Source organism: Streptomyces yamdrokensis (assembly GCF_053890455.1).
This window is the reverse complement of sequence record NZ_CM132679.1, coordinates 7508988-7531837: the sequence shown is the minus strand read 5'-3', so window position 1 is coordinate 7531837 and position 22850 is coordinate 7508988. Positions and strand designations below refer to the sequence as shown.

The 22850-nt window shown below is 72.4% G+C and carries 15 protein-coding genes and 1 pseudogene; 7 read left to right on the top strand and 9 right to left on the bottom strand.

Annotated elements, in window-relative coordinates; translation table 11 throughout:
- Positions 1 to 97 precede the first annotated feature (97 nt).
- Positions 98 to 3031 carry a LuxR C-terminal-related transcriptional regulator gene (locus ACWZEH_RS33180; protein WP_456194754.1) on the bottom strand — a complete coding sequence of 978 codons (2934 nt, stop codon included), beginning with the start codon at positions 3029 to 3031 and terminating at the stop codon, positions 98 to 100.
- Between the two features lie 239 nt (positions 3032 to 3270).
- A complete protein-coding gene (gene bdeA / locus ACWZEH_RS33175) occupies positions 3271 to 4209 on the bottom strand; it encodes a bis(hydroxyethyl) terephthalate hydrolase (protein WP_456194753.1) in 939 nt (312 codons plus the stop codon).
- 450 nt (positions 4210 to 4659) lie between these two features.
- On the opposite strand from bdeA, the gene ACWZEH_RS33170 reads away from it, so the two are divergent.
- Positions 4660 to 4800 carry a hypothetical protein gene (locus ACWZEH_RS33170; protein WP_234307883.1) on the top strand — a complete coding sequence of 47 codons (141 nt, stop codon included), beginning with the start codon at positions 4660 to 4662 and terminating at the stop codon, positions 4798 to 4800.
- A gap of 63 nt (positions 4801 to 4863) precedes the next feature.
- Here the strand turns inward: ACWZEH_RS33170 and ACWZEH_RS33165 are convergent, their stop codons facing one another.
- Positions 4864 to 6567, bottom strand: a complete 1704-nt coding sequence (locus ACWZEH_RS33165; protein ID WP_456199960.1) for a tetratricopeptide repeat protein — start codon at positions 6565 to 6567, stop codon at positions 4864 to 4866.
- A gap of 280 nt (positions 6568 to 6847) precedes the next feature.
- On the opposite strand from ACWZEH_RS33165, the gene ACWZEH_RS33160 reads away from it, so the two are divergent.
- A complete protein-coding gene (locus ACWZEH_RS33160; RefSeq protein ID WP_456194752.1) occupies positions 6848 to 7669 on the top strand; it encodes an SAM-dependent methyltransferase in 822 nt (273 codons plus the stop codon).
- 116 nt (positions 7670 to 7785) lie between these two features.
- On the opposite strand, the gene ACWZEH_RS33155 is transcribed toward ACWZEH_RS33160, so the two are convergent.
- Together ACWZEH_RS33155 and ACWZEH_RS33150 are read right to left on the bottom strand one after the other, a co-directional pair.
- Positions 7786 to 8718: a helix-turn-helix domain-containing protein gene (locus ACWZEH_RS33155; protein ID WP_456194751.1), complete on the bottom strand. Its 933-nt coding sequence runs from the start codon at positions 8716 to 8718 to the stop codon at positions 7786 to 7788.
- A gap of 163 nt (positions 8719 to 8881) precedes the next feature.
- Positions 8882 to 9112 (bottom strand): DUF397 domain-containing protein, encoded by a 231-nt coding sequence (locus tag ACWZEH_RS33150; protein ID WP_456194750.1) that lies wholly within the window; start codon positions 9110 to 9112, stop codon positions 8882 to 8884.
- A gap of 405 nt (positions 9113 to 9517) precedes the next feature.
- Here ACWZEH_RS33150 and ACWZEH_RS33145 point away from each other — a divergent pair, with 405 nt between their 5' ends.
- Positions 9518 to 10063 carry a hypothetical protein gene (locus tag ACWZEH_RS33145; RefSeq protein WP_456194749.1) on the top strand — a complete coding sequence of 182 codons (546 nt, stop codon included), beginning with the start codon at positions 9518 to 9520 and terminating at the stop codon, positions 10061 to 10063.
- A gap of 219 nt (positions 10064 to 10282) precedes the next feature.
- Here the strand turns inward: ACWZEH_RS33145 and ACWZEH_RS33140 are convergent, their stop codons facing one another.
- A complete protein-coding gene (locus ACWZEH_RS33140) occupies positions 10283 to 10681 on the bottom strand; it encodes a dihydrofolate reductase family protein (protein ID WP_456194748.1) in 399 nt (132 codons plus the stop codon).
- Positions 10682 to 10850: 169 nt separating this feature from the next.
- Between ACWZEH_RS33140 and ACWZEH_RS33135 the strand changes: the two genes are divergently transcribed.
- From ACWZEH_RS33135 to ACWZEH_RS33125, 3 genes and pseudogenes are all read left to right on the top strand, one after another.
- Positions 10851 to 13592, top strand: coding sequence for a SpoIIE family protein phosphatase (locus ACWZEH_RS33135; protein ID WP_456194747.1), 2742 nt, complete (start codon positions 10851 to 10853; stop codon positions 13590 to 13592).
- Positions 13593 to 13737: 145 nt separating this feature from the next.
- The gene (locus ACWZEH_RS33130; protein WP_456194746.1) at positions 13738 to 15105 is read left to right on the top strand and encodes an FAD-dependent oxidoreductase; all 1368 of its coding nucleotides are present in this window, start codon (positions 13738 to 13740) and stop codon (positions 15103 to 15105) included.
- A gap of 184 nt (positions 15106 to 15289) precedes the next feature.
- A pseudogene (locus tag ACWZEH_RS33125) lies at positions 15290 to 15400 on the top strand (lamin tail domain-containing protein); the annotation flags it as partial.
- Positions 15401 to 15432: 32 nt separating this feature from the next.
- Here ACWZEH_RS33125 and ACWZEH_RS33120 read toward each other — a convergent pair.
- The 3 genes from ACWZEH_RS33120 to ACWZEH_RS33110 all read right to left on the bottom strand — a co-directional run bounded on the left by ACWZEH_RS33120 (position 15433) and on the right by ACWZEH_RS33110 (position 20449).
- Positions 15433 to 17802, bottom strand: coding sequence for a glycoside hydrolase family 65 protein (locus ACWZEH_RS33120; protein WP_456194745.1), 2370 nt, complete (start codon positions 17800 to 17802; stop codon positions 15433 to 15435).
- 126 nt (positions 17803 to 17928) lie between these two features.
- A complete protein-coding gene (locus tag ACWZEH_RS33115; protein WP_456194744.1) occupies positions 17929 to 19653 on the bottom strand; it encodes a sensor histidine kinase in 1725 nt (574 codons plus the stop codon).
- Between the two features lie 103 nt (positions 19654 to 19756).
- Complete coding sequence (locus tag ACWZEH_RS33110; RefSeq protein WP_456194743.1) at positions 19757 to 20449, bottom strand: response regulator; 693 nt, start codon at positions 20447 to 20449, stop codon at positions 19757 to 19759.
- A 1095-nt stretch (positions 20450 to 21544) separates the two neighbouring features.
- On the opposite strand from ACWZEH_RS33110, the gene ACWZEH_RS33105 reads away from it, so the two are divergent.
- Positions 21545 to 22750 (top strand): globin domain-containing protein, encoded by a 1206-nt coding sequence (locus tag ACWZEH_RS33105; protein WP_456194742.1) that lies wholly within the window; start codon positions 21545 to 21547, stop codon positions 22748 to 22750.
- The last annotated feature ends 100 nt before the right edge of the window (positions 22751 to 22850 follow it).

Genomic DNA, 22850 nt, shown 5'->3' with positions numbered 1-22850 from the left:
GGTCCCCGTACCGGCTCCCGGCCGGCCGTGGAGGCCGTGAACGGGCCGCCACCCGACTCGTCCTGCCCCGAAGGATGACATACCGTCCGGTCGGTCCCTAGAGTTGTGCACCGGTCTTTTCCGCCTGTTCGACCAGTCGGACCAGCTCGACCCGGGAACGGACGCCGAGCGTGGCGAAGACGTTCCGCAGGTGGTAGTCCACGGTGCGGGTACTGACGGACAGGCTCAGCGCCACCTCCCGGTTGGTGGCCCCTTCGGCGACGCACCGTGCGATCCGCAGTTGCTGCGGGGTCAGCCGGGACAGGCCCCGCGCGCCGTGCCGGGGCGGTTCGCCCGTGCCCGGCCCGTTCGGCGCGACGCCGTTGGCACGCAGTTCCGCGGCCGTCTGGCGTGCCCAGAGCTGTGCGCCGCAGCGCTCGAAGTCGGCCAGCGCTTCCCCGAGCCGGGCGCGGGCCTCGCGCAGTCTGCGCCGACGGCGCAGCCACTTTCCGTGCAGCAGCCCGGTACGGGCCCGTTCGAAGTCGCCGGACGTCTCGTCGTGCCGGTCCAGGGCGCGCAGGTACAGCTCGTCGGCGTCCTCCGGTGCGGCCAGCAGGGCTCGGCAGCGCAGGAGCTGGGCGGGGGCCTGCGGGTCGGCGCCGCAGCCGGCCCACAGCGCGAACTCCTCGACCACCGCGCGAGCGTGCTCGGGCCGCCCGGCCAGTGCGGCGGCCTCCACGAAGCAGGGGACGGCGAGCATCCACACCGCGAAGTGGCCGCGCCGCGCGCCGGGGCGGACCAGCGGACCGAGCCGGTCGGCTGCCGCCTCGGGGCGGCCGGCGCCCAGATCGGCGCGGGCCGTCGCCCACTGGGCGAGCAGGGCGGCCTGGGCCAGGCCGTGCCGCCGGGCCGTGGTGAGGGCCGCCGCCGCGTGCTCGGTGACACGTGTCCGGTCGCCCTCGATCGACGCCGCCAGCGCCAGTACGGCGTGGTGGTGGGCGGCCGTGTTCCGCTGTCCGGTCCGGCGCGCGGCGCGCAGCCCCTCCTCGGCGTGGGTACGGGCCAGCTGGTGGCAGCCGGCGCGCAGTTCGGCGTAGGCCAGGTACTCCAGGGCTCGCGGTTCCAGGGACGCGGCGCCCAGCGTGCGTGCCGCCGCCAGGGCCCGTGCTCCGGCCCGGCGGGCGGCGGCGACGTCGCCGAGCATGAGGGCCGCGGCGGCCGATCGCAGCAGCCGTTCGGGCTCGGTGGCGGGCCGGCCCCGGTCCACCACGCGGGTCAGCGGGGCAGCCGCGAGGTCGAACCGCCCCAGCAGCACGGCGCGCATGCCGTCCCGGTGGTCGCGCAGCAGGGCGGGCGGAGAAGTGGAGGGCTGCGCCGGGACCGCGCCGCGGCCGGCGGGGCCGCCCCGGGGTGCCTCCCGTGCCGGCGCCTCCTGCGGACCCGTCACCCGCGGTCCCGTCGTGGTCGCAGCCGCGGCACGGGGATCGGGCACCCCCGCGACGGTGGGATCGGCGCAGGCGTCATCGTGGGTGAGAGCCCAGAGGCAGGCCTGCCAGTCGCCGGCGGCCCAGGCCGCGTCCGCCGCGCCGAGGACCGCCGCGTCGGCCTCCGCCGGGCCCGGGCCCGCCAGGAGGCGGGCGGCGAGCAGGAAGGACTCGCGGGCGTCGTCCACCGGGCCGTCGGTCAGGAGCACTCTGCCCCGGAGCAGTTCGGCGCGGCCGCGCACCGGCGCCGGTGCCGGCCGGCTCCCGGCGGCGTCGAGCAGGCGCAGCGCCTCGCGCGGATACCCGGCGAGGAGAGCCTGCTGGGCGGCGGCCGTGTACCGCCGTGCCCGCTGCGCGTCGTCCGGCGTCAGTTCGGCGGCCCGCACCTGCGCCGTACGGCGCAGGGAGGACGGTATGCCGCAGGTCGGGTCGGTGACCGCGCGCTCGAGTCGGGCGGCCAGGGCCGCGTCGGGACCGAGGGCGGCCCATGAGCGGTGCAGCAGTGCGGGCACGCCGTGCGGGTCGGGATGCGCCGCGGCCAGCGCGCGGTGCGCGGCGCGGCGGCGTTCGGCCGGCGCGCCGGCGTACACCGCCCTGCCGAGCAGCGGGCTGCGGAACCGGAGCCGGCCCTCGGAGACCGTGACCAGCTCGGGCGTCCTCGGCGGCTCGGACGGTTCGGGCGGTCCGTCGCCCTCCCGACCGCCGTAGCCGCTCGTCGCCCGCCGTACGAGCACGGTCTCGGCATCCTGCTCCCCCGTGGCACGCATCGCCGCGGCGACGGCCAGCAACAGGCCTGCCCGGCCGGGCTGTCGGCCGCTCAGGCATCCGCCCGCGACAGCGGTCAGCGTCACGGCGTCGGCCAGCGGCCGGGGCAGCGCGTGGTCGCCTTGGAGTTGGGCCGGCGAGAGGCGGTGGGCCAGGGCCAGCAACAGTGCGGGATTGCCCTGCGCCTCGGTCACCAACTCGTCGCGGACGACCGGATCGACCGCACCGTCCGTCAGATCGTGCAGCAGACCCGCCGCGTCCCCGGGCGTGAGCGGGGCGAGCTCCAGCACCGGAAGCCCCGCCAGCTCCTTCCCCACGGGCCGGTGTCCGGGCACGCTGACGAGCAGACCCACCCGGTGGACGCCGTCCGCCGCGTGCACGCGCGCCGCCGCCCGGCCCAGCGCCGCGCGTGAGGCGGTGTCCCACAGGTGCGCGTCGTCCACGCACACCAACAGGGGTGAGCGGGCGGACGCCGCCCGCATGACGTCCAGGAGCGCCTCCCCGCCCGCCGTGCCGTCGCCGAGGACGCGCCCGGCGTGGCCGGCGGCGCGCAGCAGGGTGTGCAGACCGCTGTGGGGCTGCGGAGACCAGGCCGGTTCGGCGCGGACGTGCCACACCGGCCCGGCGCGGAAGGAGCGTGCCGCGAACTCCAGGAGGGCCGTACGGCCGCCGCCGGGTTCGCCGGTCACGACACGGGCACCGCCGTCGGTGCGCAGTCCGTCCAGCAGCGCGGCGAGCGCCTGCCGTCGGGGTCCCGCACGGTACCGGAGCGGAGCGGGTCCACGGATCGTCTGTCCGGTCATTTCCACGACGTTACTCACGCGTAAGAACTGGTGGAAGGTGTCCGTCCGGGTGCCGGAGGCGACCCATCCGCCCTTCCACCAGCGGCTTTTCACGGTGTGTCCGGTGGGTGTCGTGTGCCGCCGCCCAACCGGGACGCCTCTCGGCGGTGCACGCGCACAACGCCGGTGGCGGCCCGCGCCGTACGCGGGCCGCCACCGGAGTCTGCCGGTGTCCGACGGGACGTCGGTCCGACGGGACGTCAGGAGGTGTGCGGGCAGTTGCCCCGCGCCTCCTCGATCGTGAGACTCCGCTGCGGCAGCGGGCACAGGAACTGCTCATAGCGGGTGTCGTTGTCGATGAACCGCTTCAGCCACGAAATGCTGTACTTCGCGATCGTCGTGTTGCTGGAGTTGGGCGTGAAGTGGGAGGCGTTGTTCAGCTCCAGGTAGGCCCGGTCGAGGGAGGACGGCAGACCGGTGTAGAGCGGCTCGGCGTGGCTGGAGACCGGGGCGACCGTGTCACCGTCGGCCCCGAAGATCAGGGTGGGGGTCCTGACCTCGGGCCATGTCTTGTCGAGGTTCCAGGGCGTCAGCGGGATCGACGCCTGGAGCGAGGGCCGGTCCTTCGCGGCCTCGAGACTGCCGCCCCCGCCCATCGAGTGGCCCATGACGCCGAGGCGGCTGCTGTCGACGCGGCTGCGGACCGAGCTGCGTCCGGTCAGGTAGTCGAGCGCGGCGAGCAGCTGGTCGCCGCGGGAGGCGGGCTGGTCGAGGGTGGTGTTCGTGTCGATGGTGAACACGACGAACCCCTGGGAGGCCAGGCGGGGACCCAGCCAGGCGATGGAGGACTCGTAGGCGGTGAAGCCGGGCGAGATGGCGATCGCGCCGAACGTGCCGTCGGCGGTGCTGCTCGGGTAGTAGATGGTGCCCCCGCCGAAGCCGGTGACGGAGAGCGAGGAGACCGAGGTCTCGGAGACGGAGTACGGGCCGCGCAGCGCCTCGATGCTGGACTGGGTCGGCGCCGGACCGCGCTCGTAGGGGTTGTCCGCGGCGTGGGCGCCGGGGCCGGTGAGGGTGCTCAGGCCGACGACGGCCGCGACGGCCGCGGCCAGTCCGGCGAACCGTCCGGTCCTGCCGCGCCGGGTGCGGGAGGGGCGTGCGGTCGGGCCTGCGGTGCCGGTGTGGGGGTGCTGCTGCACGGCGGGGGTCCTCTCTGTCGCGGCGGTCCGCCCGGTGGCCGGTGCACGGGGGTACGACGTGGGAAGTGACCGTGCGCCGGCCGTGGGCGCCGCCGATGGGCTGGCGGTTGCCACTGTCGGAGAGGAGGGCGCCCGCGCGGACCGGCAATCTCACCGGTCTCGTCGGCCCGCCGGGCGAGCGGCGGGGCAGCGATGATCGACCGGGGGGCCTCGGTGTCCGGCACCGTATGCGCCTGCGGGGCCGGGGCGGACGAGGAGACGCGGTCACCGGCGGAGCCGGCGCCGACGGTGACCGCCGTACGGAAACGCACCTGCCCCGCACATCACCCGCATGGCCCTCCCCGGACGCCGTACCGGCCCGTGCCGTGCTCGTATGGAAGCGGCCTGCCTACCCGGAGGGAGCTGGGAATGCACGAGATGTGGTGCGGTGCGGACATTTCGGGGGAGCCTGTGTGGCATGTTCTGACCACCGACAGAACGACCACGCTGTGCGGGGTCGAGAAGGAGGACGAGCCCCGTCGCCGGGACGCGACGGACCGCCACTGCTTCCCCTGCATGGAGTCGTTCCAGGAGGTCGTGGAAGCCCACTGAGGACCCCGGCACGCCGTTCTGCCGCGAACGCCCCGGCGCCGGGGCGTACCAGGGTCTTCGAGCTCAGGCGCAGTGGCAGCCGCCCCCGGTGGCGTCCGCGTCCGCGCCAGAGGCCGCCGGGCGGGTGTCCAGCCGGCAGAAGCAGGATGCTTCGATCGGTACGTCCGCCAACGCGGCCGCGGCCTTCAGCTGCTGGGCCACGATCGCGGCCTCCCCCGTCCTGCCGGTACGTGTCAGGCACTCGTGGAACCCGTGCAACGCCCATACGTTCCCCGGGTGTTGCAGCGGCCGGGGCAGGGTGGGGTCGAGGCCGAGGTCGGCCCGGTAGACCGCCTCCGCCTCCTCCACGCGGCCCTGTTCCAGCAGCAGGGCCCCGTACGCGTGCCGGGTGGGCTGCATCCAGCCCCAGGGCTCGTCGTAGGGGAGGTTGTCGTCCAGTTCGATGGACCGTTCCAGTGCGGCGAACGCCTCGTCGTGGTCGCCCTTGCGGTAGGCGAGTTCTCCGTCCAGCATCGCGGCGGCGATGGCGAGGATGTCCTGGCAGGTGTTGTTGAACAGCATCCGCGTGTTCGGCACCCGGTCCACCGCGGCGCGAAAGCTCTCCCGCTCCGTCTCGGCCCGGTCGGTCTCGCCGGTCGCCGAGAGGGCGACGCCACGGGCGTAGTGGAGCATCGCGGTGCTCACGCGGTACAACGCCGGGTCGGCGGGGAAGGGCAGCGCCAGGATGTCGTCCCAGCGGCCGAAGCGGATGAGGACGTGGAAACGCATCGCCAGGAAGCCCTCGAGCCAGTCGGCCATCGGCGGGCTCTGCACCCTGAGCAGTTCCTCGGGGACGGCGGCTTCGAGCTGCGCGGAGGCGTCCAGGGCCACCTTCGAGAGGCCCGCGAACATGGCGCCGTAGATCCTGAAGTGGTGGTTGTGGGCGCGGTAGAGGGTGTAGAAGTTCATGGCGCCGGACCGCGCGAGGTACTTCTCGTCGGCGGCGATCGCGAGGGTGTTGTCGGACACGACCCGTCGGTAGTCACCGCACAGCACCTCCAGGTGCGAGGGCATGTGGCGAAGGTGTCCGGCGTCGGGCACGGCGCCGCGCAGCCGGTCGGCGACCGTGAGGGCCGCTTCCGGAGTGGGGGACATCTCCATCAGGTGGATGTACAGGTGCAGGACGCCGGGATGCCGGGCGCCGCTGTCACCGGCGAGCGCCCGGTCGAGGACGGCCTTGGCCTCCAGGGTGCGGGCGCCCGCGGCGGGGCGGCCGGTCTTCAGGTCCCACAGCTGCCAGGGGGTGAGGTTCATCAGGGCGTCCGCGCAGAGCACGGCGACGTCCAGGTCGTCGGGGGCGCTCTCGTACACCGCGAGCATGCGGTCCGCGTAGGCCTCGTTCCACACCGAGCAGTCCTCGACCGCCCGCCCCTGGGGGTAGCGGGCGCGCAGGGCTCCGATGAGGGCACGCTCCACGGGCGTGGTCCCCGCGGCCCTCTCGTGCGCCGATTCGACAGCGGTATGGGTACGTTCGACGCTGCGGACGAGGTCGTCGCTGTCGAAGGCCTCCCAGGGCTTGTTGTAGTTCGGGCCGAGGGCGTAGGCGATGCCCCAATAAGCCATGGCGCAGTCGGGGTCGGCCGCGGCCGCCCTCTCGAAGCAGGCGACCGCTTCCTCGTGGTTGAACGCGTAGGTCCACAACAATCCACGATCGAACCAGAGTTGGGCCTCGGCCCCGGCGGTCGTCACGGGGCGGCGATAGCTGCCCAGGTCGTAGTAGTCGTCCATGGCGTCCATGACTGTCTCCCAGGAGAGCGACTGAGTCGGCCGACCGGTCTCGCCCGCCGCACGCACCGACGGGGATGAAAGCGACGATACCTTCACATCCGCACCGATACAGGTCCTTACGCAATGCGGTCACCCGGTGACACCTGGCGCTGACAACGATGGCCCCGTCATTCCCGCGGGACCTTGTTCACCGATGGGCTGGCCCCACTCGCGCAGCGCTACCTAGGATGTACTCCCTGTCCAGCCAGTCCAGTTGGCGCGGCGCTCCGCAGGGGGAACGATGCACACCGGCAATCAGCTGTCCACCGAGATCGACGCAACCGTGCCGACAGCCGCACGCATGTACGACTACTATCTGGGCGGCAAGGACAACTACGCGGCCGACCGTGCCGCCGTGGAAGAGCTCGACAAGGTGGTGCCCAGCACGCGCCGCCTGGCTCTGAACAACCGGCGCTTCCTCCAGCGGGTGGTCCGGGTCCTCACGCAGGAGTACGGGATCCGGCAGTACCTCGACCACGGTTCCGGCCTGCCCACCCAGGACAACGTCCACCAAATCGCCCAGCGCATCGACCCGACCACCCACGTGGTGTACGTCGACAACGACCCGATGGTGCTGGTGCACGGGCGCGCGCTGCTGGAACAGGACGAGCGCACGGTGGTCATCCAGGCCGACATGCGGGAGACCGAATCGATCTTCGACCACGTCGAGACACAGCGCCTGATCGACTTCTCACAACCGGCCTGTGTGCTGTTCAACTCCGTGTTCCACTGCATCCCGGACAGCGACACCGACGGCCCGGTCGCCGTGGCCCGCCGGGTCCAGGAACGGCTCGCGCCGGGCAGCTTCCTGGTGATGTGCCAGTTGGTCAGCGAGGACCCCGAAGTCCGCAATTCCGTCACGGAGTTCATGGACCAGGCAACCCGGGGGAACTGGGGCCGGGTGCGCACGGAGAGCGATGTCGCGTCGTACTTCGAGGGTCTGGAGGTCCTCGAGCCGGGCCTGGTGGAGGTGTCCACCTGGCGTCCGGACACCGAGGTGGCGCCTCGTCAGCTCACCCAGGAGTGGATCGAGTTCGGCGGCGTGGGCCGGATCCCGCTGTAGGTTCCCGTGGGTGGGTGCCCCCTTCGCGCGGTCACGCCGAGGCCCCTCTCGCGACCCCGGCGATCCGGAGCGGGCGGGGGCGCTCGCGTCGCGTTCCGGTTCGAGGTGCCGAGGTGTTACGACCCGGACTGCGGCTCCGGGTAGCGGTCCCGCGCGGTGGCGCGCAGCAGCTCCAGGGATTCGCGGGGGCGCAGGGCCTCGTCGGCGAGGCGGTCCAGCGCGATCCGGTACTCCTCCGTCTCGTCGAGGTCCTCGAGGAAGTTGGCGCTCTTGATGTGCTCCAGGTAGACCACGTCGGGCAGATCGAGGCCGCCGAAGCGCAGATACGTCACCGGGATGGCGGGAGCCGACGCGTTCGTCACACTCAACGGCACGATCTGCACGGTGACATTGGAGCGCTCGGCCATCCGCATGAGATGGGCGAGCTGCTCCCGCATCACCTCGGCGCCGCCCAGCACGCGCAGCAGAACCGACTCGTCGATGACCGCCCACAGCTGCGGGGCGCCCTCGCGCATCAACAACTCGGCCCGCCGCATCCGGAGTTCGACACGACGCTGCACCTCACTCGCCGGTGCGTTGGGCAGGCCGCGCTCCACCACCGCTCGGGTATAGGCGGCGGTCTGCAGCAGACCGGGGACGTACTGGATCTCGAAGGTGCGGATGGTGGCGGCTGCCTCCTGCAGTCCGACCAGCCGGTCGAACCACTCGGGCATCAGCCGCTTGTCGTACCGCTGCCACCAGCCCGGTTCCCCGGCCCGCCGGAGCAGTTTGACCAGGACAGAGACCTCGTAGTCGTCAGTGCCGTACAGCTCCAGCAGGGCCCGGACGTCGCCCTCCGTCGGCGGGCGGCGGCCCTTGCCGGACTCGATGCGGGACAGCTTCGCCGCACTGAAGCCGACGGAGCGCGCCGCCTGGTCCTGGGCCAGTCCGGCGTCCTCACGGAAGCCGGCCAGCTGCACACCGACCAGCATCTTCAGCAGGGTCGGAGCCGGCTCGGGCCGCTCGAGATAGGGTTCCAGACGGGAGATACGATGCGGCGCGGCGGACATCCTGACTCCCAGCAGACCGGCACAAGGGCGTTTTACACTATCGCACCTCGCCGTGCCGCAGCGCATGCGTCCCGCAGAAGCCTTGCTGAAGTGGGCAGTTGAACTCCGTTTCAGCACTCCGGCAGGACGGCGCGGACCGGACCGCCTCACCGCGCCGGCCGCATCAGACCAGGTGGTCGAACTCACCGTCCTTCACCCCGGCCAGGAACGCCGCCACTTCCGCCGGCGTGTAGACCAGCGCGGGCCCGTCGGGGTCGCGGGAGTTGCGCATCGCCACATCCCCACCGTCCAGCGGGGCCACCTCTACGCAGTTGCCCTCGGCGTTGCTGTGCCGGCTCTTGATCCAGCAGGCGTCCAAGGAACTCGCCCGCACTCCGTTCCGCACTCCTGGCACCGAAGCCTCCTTGCCGTTCCTGTGCACTGCCGGGCGGTGCCCGGCCGTTCGCCGGGGCGGGCCGGGCCGGATCACGCTCGATCCGCCCCGGCCCGTCCCCGTCCGCCCCGAAAAAACTTCACGCAATTTCTCATGCAATTGCACGCGAGCGTTCTCGGTGTGGATAATAGCTGGGGCGTCAACCCCCTTGTTGACGGCCTGTCCTGACGTCGCATCGAGGAGGTGGCATGTCCTCACCTGCGCACCGAGTGATCCGGTCGACCGTCGGTGCCGACGCCCCGTCCGAAGCGCGGGGACGCCCCCCGGTCCCCCCGGCACACGGGACGGTCCGGGCCCGACTGCCGGCCCGGCCGCCCGCCTGACCGTCCCCCCATTCGACACGACCGCCGCGAAAGGCCCCACGCGATGCGCAGCGCTTCCACGGAACAGTCGAGCAGCGAGCGCCCTGTGCGCCACACGTCCCCGGCCGGAATGGCCCGTACGACACCGCTCACGTCACTGTCCCGCGTGCCGTGGCGCGAGATCCAGGACTCCACCGGATCGGCGGCGGCCGTCCCCCTGCTGCTCAACGCCATCGCCTGGGGGGACGCCGACACCGCCCGGTCCGCCCTGAAGGACCTGCGGAAACGGATCTGCCAGTACGGCTTCGTGGTGGAGCAGGCGACGGCCGCCACCGTCCCCTTCCTCTGGGAGCTGGCGCAGTTGCCGCACGTGACCTGTCGTGCCGAGATCATCCAGCTGCTCAAGGCCATCGCCGACGCCCGGCAGTGGGAGAGCACCGCCGCCGCGTATCCCAAGCTGCTCAATCACCGCGAGAACCCGGTCGTCTGGGAGCGGGCTGCCCGGCAGGCCGTGCGCGCCCGGCGGGGCGACCTGCGCCACCTGATGGAGGAACAGGACACCAAGATCGCCCGTGCCACGACGGAGCTGGCCCACGCGCTGGCCGAATGAGCCCCGCTCGAGCGCCGTTGGGGGACGAGCGCCGAGGGGGCCAGTGGCACGGGGAGCGGACCGCGCGACCGGTAACGCACCACCGGTCGCGCGGTCCGTGGAAGGGTCGGCCGGGCCGGCCGCCCGGACCGCCCCGAGGGTCCGCCGCTTCGCGCCGGGCTCCTCGAAAAGCCGAGGGAGTCGCGGTCCCGCTCCGGGGAGCGCGGGCACCACGTGCGGTCACAGCTCGCCGATGAGCCCCTCCCCGAGGTGCTGCCGCACCGTGCTCGCTCCGCCCGCGATGCTCCCGCTCCCGGCAACGGCCTTCGCCCGGTCGAGGGCGCTGTGGATGCCGTCGGTGACGAGGGTGAAAGCGGTGCCGCCCTCCCTGACCGGGTTCGGCCGGGGCCGGTGGGTGAGCACGAGGACCGGGGTGCGAAACGGCGGGTCGTCACCCCGGAACTCCTCGCCCGGGCCGCACATCGTCCGGCCCGTGACCATCGCTCCGGTGGCATCGAACCACTCGCGCACGGCCTCGGAGCCGCCGTCCTCCTCCGCGCCGTCGCCTCCCGGGCTGCCAGGGGCGACACCGTTTCCGGCCACGTGGCCGTCGAGGGAGAAGGCCGTGTCTGCGGTCACGGTGGATCCTCCTGGAGTAGTGAGAACGTACTCCTCTCACTCCCGCGTCGGCCGGGGACCGGTGCTTTCGGCACACGCCGGCGGTTCCTCCGCCGGCTGCCCGGTCCCCGGCTCCACGTCCCCATCCGGCCGAAAGCGCGCCCTTCCGGGCTGTAGGTAAGCTCGGCACATGGTCCGACTGATGGGTCGATCCCCGGCCCGGTCGCCCCAGCGGCCCAGCACCACGGCCTCCTCCGTACGTCGGCAGCGACAGGGCGGCGGTGGCTCGCGGTGGCGCCCACCGAAGTGGCTCCGATCCTTGCTGAGCGCCCGCAGCGTCGCCGGACAGGTCTTCATCCTGTACGTCGTGATCGTGCTGCTGCTGGTCGTGTCCGCCGTGTTCGCGCTGGTGCTGCAGGTACGGCACGACAGCACGCTGGAGGCCCGCAACCGCTCCCTCGCCGTGGCTGAGACCCTGGCCCACTCGCCGGGCATCGTCGAGGCACTCGAGTCCCCCGATCCCACCCTCCTGCTCCAGCCGCGGGCGGAGGCCGTCCGCAAACAGGCCGGGGTCGACTTCGTCGTCGTCATGAACACCGACGGCATCCGCTACACCCACCCGAAGACGGACCGGATCGGCAGGAAGTTCGTCGGCACCCTCCAGCCCGCGCTGGCCGGACGGCCGATGACCGAGGAGATCACCGGGACGATCGGCCCGCTGGTCCAGGCCGTGGTGCCGGTGAACGACCCCGACGGCGTCGTCGTGGGTCTCGTGTCGGCCGGCATCACGACGGAGAACGTCGGCGGCGCCGCCGAGGAGCAGCTGCCGCTGGTGCTGACCGCGGGGGCCGTCGCGCTCGTGCTGGCCACCACCGGCGCGGCCCTGGTCAGCAGGCGTCTGCTGCGGCAGACCCACGGGCTGGGCCCGCACGAGATGACCCGTATGTACGAGCATCACGACGCGGTGCTGCACGCGGTGCGGGAAGGCGTGGTCATCGTCGACGACGACGGCACCCTGCTGCTCGCCAACGACGAGGCGCACCGGCTGCTCGGCCTGCCCGAGGACGCGGAGGGCCGTGACGTGCTCGACCTCTCCCTCGACCCCGGCACCGCCGACCTGCTGTCCTCGGGACGGGTCGCCACGGACGAGGTGCACCGGGTCGGCGACCGGCTGCTGGCGGTCAACCAGCGGTCCACCGACCGTGTGGGAGGCCCGCCCGGCAGCGTCGCCACGGTCCGCGACTCCACGGAGCTGCGCGCCCTGTCCGGCCGGGCCGAGACCGCGCGGGAGCGGCTCGACATGCTCTACGACGCCGGTGTGGGCATCGGGACCAGCCTGGACGTGGCTCGCACGGCCGAGGAGCTGACGGAACTGGCCGTACCGCGGTTCGCGGACTTCGCCACGGTGGACCTGTTCGAGACGGTGCTGGCCGGTGGTGAGCCGGAGGTGGCGGGATCGGTGCGCCGCACGGCGATGACCGGCATCCGCAAGGACACCCCGCTGTACCCGGTGGGTACCCGGACCCGGTTCGTCGGATCGTCCCCGCAGGGCCGCAGCCTGGCCTTTGGCCGGTCGTTCATCGAGCCCCGGCTGGGTGAGGCCCCGGGGTGGCGGGCGCAGGACATGGAGCGCTCCGGGCAGATCGTGGCGTACGGGATCCACTCGCTGATCACCGTGCCCCTGCGGGCCGGTTCCCTGGTGCTGGGCGTGGTCAGCTTCTGGCGTTCCGAGAAGCCCGGGCCGTTCGACGAGGAGGAGCGGGCCCTGGCGGAGGAGCTGGTCGCGCGGGCCGCGGTGTCCATCGACAACGCCCGCCGGTACACGCGCGAGCACAGCATGGCGGTGACGCTCCAGCGCAGCCTGCTGCCACGCAGCCTGCCCGAGCAGAGCGCGCTGGAGATCGCCTACCGCTATCTGCCCGCGCAGGCCGGGGTGGGCGGCGACTGGTTCGACGTCCTGCCGCTGTCCGGCGCGCGGGTCGCGCTGGTGGTCGGCGACGTCGTCGGGCACGGGCTGCACGCGGCGGCCACCATGGGGCGGCTGCGCACGGCGGTGCACAACTTCTCGGCGCTCGACCTGCCGCCCGACGAACTGCTGGGCCTGCTGGACGAGCTGGTCGGCCGCATCGACCAGGACGAGACGGAGGAGGAGCACAGCGCCCCGGTGACCGGCGCGACCTGTCTGTACGCCGTCTACGACCCGGTCACCCGGCGTTGCACCGTCGCCCGCGCGGGACATCCGCCGCCCGCGCTGATCAGCCCGGACGGCACCGTGCGGTACGCGGACGTGCCCGCCGGCCCGCCCCTGGGGCTGGGCGGGCTGCCGTTCGAGACGGCCGAACTGGAGCTGGCGGAGGGCAGCCGGCTGGTCCTGTACACGGACGGGCTCGTCGAGGACCGGAACCATGACATCGACGTCGGTCTGGAGCTGCTGCGCGAAGCCCTGTCCCGGGCCGGGGACTCCCCCGAGGACACCTGCCGGGCCGTCCTGCAGGCCCGGCGTCCGATCAGGGCGCGGGACGACATCGCCCTTCTCGTGGCGCGTACGCAGGCGCTCGCCGAGGACCGGACAGCCCGGTGGCCGGTACCGTCCGACCCGGCGGCGGTCGCCGAGGTGCGTGCCACGATCGCGCGGAAACTGTCCGAGTGGGGCCTGGACGAGCTGGTCTTCACCACGGAGCTGATCCTGAGCGAGCTGGTCACCAACGCGATCCGCCACGGCGGCGGCCCCATCGAGGTGCGGATGCTGCGCGACCGCAATCTGATCGTCGAGGTCTTCGACAACAGCAGCACGTCTCCGCATCTGCGGTACGCGACCATGAACGACGAGGGCGGGCGCGGCCTGTTCCTGGTGGCGCAGATGTCGGAGCGGTGGGGCACCCGCTACCTGCCGGCCGGTAAGATCATCTGGGCCGAGCAGCCCATCCCGTGATCCGCGGAGGGCTGCCCGGGGATCCACAAGGGCAGTCATAAGGTCCACTTATGAGTCCATAGACCGAACCCGCGTACCAGGTTAGGCATGCCTCAGTTTAGGATTTCCGGCGAGGCTCTTGTCATCGCTCGAAGGGAACCTGACCATGCCCCGCCCCCTGCGGGTAGCCGTCGTGGGATCCGGCCCCGCCGGGATCTACGCCGCCGACGCCCTGCTCAAGTCCGACGTCGCCGCCGACCCGGGTGTCTCGATCGACATCTTCGAGCGCATGCCGGCACCGTTCGGTCTGATCCGTTACGGCGTCGCTCCCGACCACCCGCGGATCAAGGGCATCATCACAGCCCTGCACCAGGTGCTCGACAAGCCGCAGATCCGGCTGTTCGGCAACGTGGACTACGGCACCGACATCCACCTCGACGACCTGCGCGCGTTCTACGACGGCGTGATCTTCGCCACCGGCGCGACCGCCGACCGGGCGATGTCCTCCCTCCCGGGCATCGGCCTCGACGGCTCGTACGGTGCCGCGGACTTCGTCTCCTGGTACGACGGACACCCGGACGTGCCGCGCACCTGGCCGCTGGACGCGGAGAAGGTCGCCGTGCTCGGCGTCGGCAACGTCGCCCTGGATGTCGCGCGCATCCTCGCCAAGACGGCGGAGGAGCTGCTGCCGACGGAGATCCCGCCGAACGTCCACGAAGGGCTGCGGGCCAACAAGGCGCGGGAGATCCACGTCTTCGGCCGCCGCGGCCCCGCTCAGGCGAAGTTCAGCCCGATGGAGCTGCGGGAGCTGGACCACTCCCCCACCATCGAGGTCGTCGTCGACCCCGAGGACATCGACTACGACGAGGGGTCGATCGCCACCCGGCGCGGCAACAAGCAGACCGACATGGTCGCCAAGACGCTGGAAAAGTGGGCGATCCGCGATGTCGGCGACCGCCCGCACAAGCTGTTCCTGCACTTCTTCGAATCGCCGTCGGAGATCCTCGGCGAGGACGGCAGGGTGACCGGCCTGCGCACCGAGCGCACCGAGCTCGACGGCACCGGCAACGTCAAGGGCACCGGTGAGTTCAAGGACTGGGACGTCACCGCGGTCTACCGCGCGGTGGGCTACCTGTCCGACAAACTCCCCAAGCTGCCCTGGGACATCGACTCCGGCACCGTTCCGGACAAGGGCGGCCGGGTCGTCCAGGAGAACGGCGAGCACCTGACGTCGACGTACGTCACCGGCTGGATCCGGCGCGGCCCCATCGGCCTGATCGGCCACACCAAGGGCGACGCCAACGAGACGGTCGCGAACCTGCTGGACGACTTCGCGAACGGACGGCTGCAGACGCCCGTGACGCCCGAGCCCGAGGCCGTGGACGCGTTCCTCGCCGAGCGCTCCGTCCGCTACACCACCTGGGACGGCTGGTACCGGCTGGACGCCGCGGAGAAGGCACTGGGCGAGCCGCAGGGGCGCGAGCGCGTGAAGCTCGTCGAGCGCGAGGACATGCTGCGGGAGAGCGGCGCGTGACCTGATCCCGGTCACGACGACGTACCGACGGAGCGCCCGCCCGGACCTGACGGTCCGGGCGGGCGCTCCGTCGTGCGCACGGGGGACTTGGTTCCGCCGGGCCCATGGGGCTCACCAGGCCCGCCGAGGCCGCGAGACCCGCTCGGTGCAGGCGGGATCAGGGTTGTGTACCATCCGGTCCTTCGAGGACACGGTCTACCTCGTCAAGCCGACGGGCAGCCGCGCCGACGCGCACGCGTACACGAGGCGCGGCTCCGACCGGGACGGCAACGGGTACATCACGTTCCACAAGTGACCGGCGCCTGATGACCTGTTGCCGCCTGACCGTCAGTCCGTGAGGGGCAGGTGGCCCGTCTCCCCCGGCTGGAGGCGGACCGTACGGTCCGGGAGGCGTACGTCGACGGGCCCGGGACCCGACGAGGGTACGGCGATCTCCACACGCCCGCGCTCCAGCCGCAGCCGGACGCCCCAGTGGCCGCGGTAGCGCAGGGTGAAGCCGTAGGAGGACAGCTCCGGCAGGGGCACCGGGTCCAGCCGGAGGTCGCCGTTGCGTGTCTCCAGGCCGGGCAGCCCGCGCTGGACCAGGTCGAGGGTGCCGGCCATGGCGCCGAGATGGATGCCCTCGCCGGTGGTGCCGCCCTGGATGTCGGCGATGTCCCCGCGCAGGGCCTCCTGGCAGAACGTCCAGGCCTCGGCACGCCGGTCGCGGGCCAGCACCCATCCGTGGACGAGACCGCTCAGGGTGGACCCGTGACTGGTTCGGTGCAGGTAGTGGTCCACCGTGAGGCGCCAGGTCGCCTCGTCCATCTCGTATCCCAGCCGGCGGAAGAGGCCTCGCAGTTCGGCCGGGGAGAACAGATACCCGAGCATCAGGACGTCCGCCTGTTTCGAGGCCCGGTAGCGGTTGACGGTGTCGCCCTCGGCCTCCAGGATCCGGTCCAGTCGCCGGATGTCCTCGTAACGCCGCCGGTAGTCCCGCCAGTCGAGTTCGGCGAGCTTCCCGTACCCCTCGAACTGGCTGACGACGCCGTCGTGGAAGGGCACGTGCAGGGCTCGGGAGACCTCCTCCCACCTCTCGAGTTCGCTCCGGTCGAGGCCCGTGTGTTCGTCGAGTTCCCGCCGGCGCGGCTCGGGCAGGTTGCGCAGCACGTCCAGGGTGTGGGCCAGCACCCAGGCCGCGGTGACGTTCGTGTAGGCGTTGTCGTCGACTCCGGGCTCGGAGGCGTCGGGGTAGGCGTCGTGGTACTCGTCGGGACCCATCACCCCCTTGATGCGGTAGCGGCCCGGGAGCGGGTCGTAGACGGCGGCGTCCGACCAGAAGCGGGAGATCTGCAGCAGCAGTTCGGCGCCCTTGGTGTGCAGGAACTCGGTGTCGCAGGTGGCCTCGCAGTACTGCCACACGTTGTACGCGATCGCCGACCCCACATGGTGCTGGAGACGGGAGTGGTCGGGTACCCAGTGGCCCGACCGCGGGTTGAGGTGGACCTGTTGAGCCTCCTCCCGGCCGTCGCTGCCGCTCTGCCAGGGGTACATGGCCCCTCGGCGTCCGGCGTCCCGGGCTGCGGTGCGGGCCCGGTCGAGACGCCGGTGGCGGTAGAGCAGCAGGGCCCGGGAGACCTCGGGGAAGTGCAGGTTGAGGTAGGGCAGCACGAACAGCTCGTCCCAGAAGACGTGTCCGCGGTACGCCTCTCCGTGCAGGCCCCGGGCCGGTACGCCGACGTCCAGGTCGGCGGTGTGCGGGGAGAGGGTCTGCAGCACGTGGAAGAGGTGCAGGCGCAGGATGGTGCCGGCCTCCCCGGGCACGTCCAGCTCACCCCGGCGCCACAGCCTGCCCCAGGCCGTCCGGTGGGACTCCACCAGCTCCGCGAAGCCGGCGACGCGGCCCACCCGGTCGACGGCGGCGTGCAGGGGGTCGCTGATGGCCGGGTCACGTGAGGTGTACAGCGCGACGATCTTGTCCACCGTCGCCGTACGGCCCGCGGTCAGGTGCAGCCGCGTCAGCTGGACGGCCCGCGGGGTCTCCTTGTGGAGGGTGACGGGCGCCTCGGAGAGCAGCCTGGACGCCTGGGCGATCCGGAGGTCGGAGGTACGGGTGCGGCAGCGCAGCCACACGGTGTCCGGTGTCGTACTGCCGCTGTGCACATGGGTCAGGTGACGACCGTCCAGGTCCCGGTAGCGGGCCACCCCGGCGTTGGTGACGCCGCCGTCGAGGGCCGCCTCGACCTCGAGCGGGCCGAAGTGCCTCTCGGGCGTGAACTCGGTGCGCAGCGCGGCCAGATGAGGGTCGGCCATGTGCACCAGGCGTTCCTGGCGCACCCTCAGTACCCGGCCCTCCCCCAGGTCGTACCGGGTCAGGCGCTCCAGCAGTCCCGCGGAGAGCAGGAGGGTCTCACGGTGGTCGAGCACGGTCGTCGTGTCGGGGGTGAGCCACGGCCCCCCGGGCAGCCGGAACCGCAGGGGCAGCCAGTTGGGGAGGTTGACGAGGTCCTCGTTCTCGATGCGCCGTCCGGCCACCTCGGAGGTGAGCCGGTCGTAGCAGCCGGCCGCGTACGTTCCCGGGTAGTGCACGTCGTCGGCGGCGCATTCCGGCAGCGCACCCCGGGTGGCGAAGAAACCGTTGCCGAGTGTGCACAGCGACTCCCGCAGGCGTACCTCAGCGGGGTCGTATCCCTCGTACTCCCAGGTCCAGCCGGCCACGTCGACGCTCCTTCCCCGGCAGGCCCAGCGGGCTCCGGTGGTTGCGCACGGGGTACCCGCGCGGGGCAGGAACACACACCGGCCGGGCCCGCCTCCGGACCACCGGCGCGTGCCCGTGCGGGAGGGCTAGCCCTCCCGCACGGGCACGCGCCACACCAGGGCGGTACCACGGTCGGGGGCGCTGTCGATCTCCAGATCGCCGCCCAGCTGCGCGGCGCGTTCGGCCATGTTGCGCAGTCCGCTGCGGCGGCCGCCCTCCGGGACACCCACGCCGTTGTCGGTGACGGTCAGCCGCACCTCACGGCCGTCGGTCTCGAGGACCACCTCCACCCGGTCCGCACGCGCGTGCCGGGCTATGTTGGTCAGGGCCTCGGACAGGACGGCCACCAGATGGTCGGCGGTCTCCTTCGGCACATGGGTGTCGACCAGGCCCTCCATCCGCACGCCGGGCGCGAAGCCCAGCACGGGGGCCGCCTCGCCGACCACCCGTACGGCGCGGGCCCGCAGTCCGGCCCCGGAGGCCGCGTCGTGAGCGCGCAGGCCGAAAATGGTCGATCTGATGATCTTGATGGTCTCGTCCAGGTCGTCCACCGCCCGGGAGACCCGCTCCGAGGCCTCCTTGTGCTCGATGAAACGGCCGGCGCTCTGCAACGTCATCCCGGTGGCGAACAGCCGCTGAATGGCCAGGTCGTGCAGGTCCCGGGCGATCCGGTCGCGGTCCTCGAGCACCGCGATCTGCTCGGCGTCGCGGCGACGCTCCGCCAGTTCCATCGCCACCGCCGCCTGCGCGGCGAAGCCCTGCAGCGGCTCGATCTCCTTGTCGGAGAACTCGCTGCGGCCGGCTGCGCGCACCAGCAGGACGATGCCCCGTACACCGTCCCCCGACCCGACGGGCACGGCCACCGCCGGGCCGAGGCCGGCGAAGCGCGGCGGTCCGGACGACATCCGCTCGTCGCAGGAGACGTCCGGGCTGGTGACGGGGGCGGCGCTGGTGAACGCCCGGCCCAGCAGGCTGTCGTCGACGGGGACGACGAGCCCGCGATGGGTCTCGGCCTCCTGGCCCATGGCGAGTTCCACGGTCAGCGACGCGGTGCCCTCCATCGGCACCGCCACCTCGGCGAGTGCCGCACCGGTGATCTCCATGGCCCGTTCGGCGATCAGCAGGAGAGCCTCACTGCCGCCGCTGCCGGACATCAGGGCGTGGGTGATCTCCGTGTTCGCCTGCAGCCACCGCTCCCGCAGCCGGGACTCCTCGTACAGCCGGGCGTTGTCGATGGCGACGCCCGCGGCGACGGCCAGGGTCGCCAGGACCGACTCGTCCTCCTCGTCGAACTGCGCCCCGGCACGCTTCTCGGTGAGGTACAGATTGCCGAAGATCTGGTCGCGGACCCGGATGGGGACGCCGAGGAAGCTGTTCATCGGCGGATGGTGGGCCGGGAAACCGAAGGACGCGGGGTGCTCGGACAGCTTCGCCAGCCGCAGCGGCTGGGGGTGCCGGATCAGCTCCCCGAGGATGCCGTGTCCCTCGGGGTAGTGGCCGATGCGGGCGATCTCCTCGTCGCTGACGCCGACCGTGTGGAAGGCCGACAGCCGCTTGCCGTCGGGGCCGATCACGCCGAGAGCGGCGTACTCGGCGTCCACCAGCACCGCTGCGGCGTCGACGATGCTGTGCAGGACCTGTTTCAGGTCCAGCTCGCGGCCCACCTCGAGGACGGCCTCCAGCAGGCTGCGCACCCGGTCGCGCGTGCCGCGGGCCGCGTCGATCCGGGCCTGGAGCTCCTCCAGCAAGTCGTCCAGCCGCAGCTGCGGCAGCAGCGGACGGGGGTCCCCGCCCCGCTCGGAGCTCTCCACCCGTGGTCCTCCCGTCCGCTCGCTGTACCGGCAGCGTGTCCCCGGCAGGTGCCACGTTAACGGGCGCGGCCCGGCCGTATCCCACCGGTCGGCGAACCCGGCGTCAGCGATCCGTGCGCCGCAGCCGGTCCTGCGCCTGGGTGGCGATCACGGCGGCCTGGATACGGCGCTCCACGCCCAGCTTCGCCAGCAGCCGGGAGATGTGGTTCTTCACCGTCTTCTCCGCCAGATAGAGCCGCTGGCCGATCTGCCGGTTGGTCAGTCCCTCGCCGATCAGGGCGAGGATCTCCCGTTCACGTTCGGTCAGTCCGGGCAGGGCGTCCTGCTCCTCCTGCGGCTCCTTCTCCTGCCGCAGCCGGGCCATCAGGCGGGTGGTGGCGCTCGGGTCGAGCAGGGACTGGCCGGAGGCGACCGTCCGCACGGCCGTGACCAGGTCCGAGCCCTGGATCTGCTTCAGCACATAGCCGGAGGCGCCCGCCATGATCGAGTCCAGCAGGGCCTCCTCGTCGTCGAACGAGGTGAGCATCAGACAGGCCAGTTCCGGCAGCGTCGAGCGCAGCTCACGGCACACGGTCACACCGTCGCCGTCGGGCAGGCGGACGTCGAGGACCGCCACGTCGGGGCGGAGCGCGGGGACGCGGACCAGTGCCTGCTCGACGGTGGCGGCCTCGCCGACGACGGTGATGTCCGGTTCGTCGTTCAGCAGGTCGTGCACTCCGCGGCGGACCACCTCGTGGTCGTCCAGCAGGAAGACCCGGACGGGCCGGTCGGGTCCCGGCCGTTCGCTGTCCGCCATCTGACACTCCTTGTCCTCGTGTGCCGGGCCGCCGTGTGCCGGGCCGCCGTGTGCCGGGCCGTACGCCGTGTCCCGGTGCCCCCGGCCGGCTGCTGCCGGGAAGTCCCTCACCGGGATCCTTCTCGATTCAGGGCCGAACGGCCAGGGCCGGTCGGCCCTGATTCCCGTCGGCCACCCGTTCTCCGCGGAGGGCCCGCGCCCTCAGCCGGCCGGCTCCCCGCGCTGCGGACCGTACGGGCGTGAGCGGGCCCGGCCGGCCGGGGTGCCAGGACCATCGGTACCTGGAGGGCGGCCGGCGGATGGGCCGCCCTCGGCGACAGGAGCCGCACCGGTCCCCCGCGGTGTCGCTCCGTCCACGGTACCGGGGCGGCGGACCACTGGACCGCCGGACAGCTCCCAACGCCCGTAGGAGACCCGCACAACGCTCGTCCAGTGCCCGTCCACGGGTTTCCCGCCGGCCGGCTCGCCACTACGGGTTGACTGGCCGGTATGTCCGAGAATCATGGCAGGCCCGCGGCGGAGCCGACCGAGCGGATCGTCGCCGGAACGACGGTCGTCGCCCCGCGGGGCGAACCCGACCTGCTGACCGCGCCGGTCCTGTCGCGGCGTCTGGACGCGTTGACCGCCGGGGCCTTTCTTGATCCGGTGCTGGATCTGCGCGGCGTGCCGTTCATCGACTGCTCGGGCCCGCGCGTTCCGTGCCGTGCGCGCAGGCCGGTCCTGTCCCGTGGCGGGCGGCTGCTCACGCGCGGCCCAGGCCTGCTGCGACTCCTCCGCCACACCCGGCTCGCCGGCGCGTTCGAGCTCCTTCCCCGCCTGCCGGTGGAGCTCGACGTGGCCGCCGTCCGTCCCCCGGTGCGCAAAGGGACCCCTCCCGAACAGCGCACCACGAGTCCCCGGGACCTGGCCGGCCGGCCCCGTTCTCCGGGCGCCGCCCGGGACCGAAGGTCCCCTTCTGCCGGGCCGACGGGCCCGCAGCATCCCGCGAACAGGGGTTACCACCGAAAACACGCTCGTCGGATTGCTATACAGAAGTGCCGCCGGTCCGGAACGGCGGCCCAACACCCGCCCCCCGTGATGTCGTTGGGAGACCTCGTGCTGTCCGAAGAATCCGCCGCAGTGGTACGGGCAACCCTTCCCGCCGTGGCCGGAGCGCTCGACGAGATCACCGCACGCTTCTACGGTGCGCTGTTCCGCGACCGTCCCGAACTCCTGGACGGCATGTTCAACCGGGGCAATCAGGCCAGTGGGGCCCAGCGCCGGGCGCTGGCCGGTTCCATCGCCGGCTTCGCGCAGGCGCTGCTCGCCGACCCGGACACCCGGCCGGACGCCCTGCTGGCACGCATCGCGCACAAACACATCGCGGTCGGAGTCACCGACGACCAGTACACGATCGTGCACAAGTACCTGTTCGGTGCGATGGCGGAGGTCCTCAAAGACGCCGTCACCCCCGAGGTGGCCACGGCCTGGGACGAGGTGTACTGGCTGATGGCGGGCGCCCTCATCGGGCAGGAGGCTCGCCTCTACCAGGACGCGGGAGTCGCGCCGGGTGACATCTGGCGGCGGTGGACGGTCGTCGAACGGCGCGAGGAGACCGCCGACGTGGTGTCGTTCCTGCTGCGCCCGGCCGACGGCGAACCGGCACCGCCGGCCCGGGCCGGGCAGTACGTGAGCGTGCGGTTGCGGATGCCCGACGGGGTGCACCAGCTGCGCCAGTACAGCCTGTCCTCGGACCCGGGCGGCGATCTCCGCCGTATCACCGTCAAGCGGACCGCCGGGGCACCGGAAGCACCGGACGGCGAGGTCTCCAGCCTGCTCCACGCACACACCCGCGCCGGTGACGAGCTCGCCCTGTCCGTACCGGCCGGCGACGTGACCCTCGACGAGGCGGACACCCCGCTGGTGCTGGTCTCGGCCGGCATCGGCTGTACCCCCATGGTGGGCATGCTCGCCCGGCTCACCGCGACGGGTTCGGCACGCCGGGTCCTGGTGCTGCACGCCGACACCTCGCCCGAGGAGCACGCCCTGCGCGCCGAGGTACGCGCGCTGGTGGAGCGACTGCCGGGCGCCCGTGCGGTCTTCTGGTACGAGCGGCCGGGCGACGAGGAGCGCGAAGCGCGCGGCGGCCTGATGGACCTCACGGGGATCGACGTTCCGGCGGACGCGTCGGTGTACCTGTGCGGTCCGCTGCCGTTCATGCGTACGGCGCGCGGCCAACTCCTGGGCGCGGGGGTCCCCGCCCGGCGGATCAGCTACGAGGTCTTCGGTCCCGATCTGTGGCTCCCCGAGGCAGCTGCCTGAACGCTCCGCAGGACGGGCGTGGGCCCTTCGCGCACAGCACGCGCGAAGGGCCCACGCCCGTCCTGTGTCCTGCCCGGACCGGTCTGGTCCGACCCGGTCC

Coding starts and splice junctions, on each gene's coding strand:
- ACWZEH_RS33145 (WP_456194749.1), top strand. CDS start 9,518: ATGCGCAGCGCTTCCACGGAACAGTCGAGCAGCGAGCGCCCTGTGCGC.
- ACWZEH_RS33130 (WP_456194746.1), top strand. CDS start 13,738: ATGCCCCGCCCCCTGCGGGTAGCCGTCGTGGGATCCGGCCCCGCCGGG.
- ACWZEH_RS33180 (WP_456194754.1), bottom strand. CDS start 3,031: ATGACCGGACAGACGATCCGTGGACCCGCTCCGCTCCGGTACCGTGCG.
- ACWZEH_RS33155 (WP_456194751.1), bottom strand. CDS start 8,718: ATGTCCGCCGCGCCGCATCGTATCTCCCGTCTGGAACCCTATCTCGAG.
- ACWZEH_RS33165 (WP_456199960.1), bottom strand. CDS start 6,567: ATGGACGACTACTACGACCTGGGCAGCTATCGCCGCCCCGTGACGACC.
- ACWZEH_RS33135 (WP_456194747.1), top strand. CDS start 10,851: ATGGTCCGACTGATGGGTCGATCCCCGGCCCGGTCGCCCCAGCGGCCC.
- ACWZEH_RS33110 (WP_456194743.1), bottom strand. CDS start 20,449: ATGGCGGACAGCGAACGGCCGGGACCCGACCGGCCCGTCCGGGTCTTC.
- ACWZEH_RS33160 (WP_456194752.1), top strand. CDS start 6,848: ATGCACACCGGCAATCAGCTGTCCACCGAGATCGACGCAACCGTGCCG.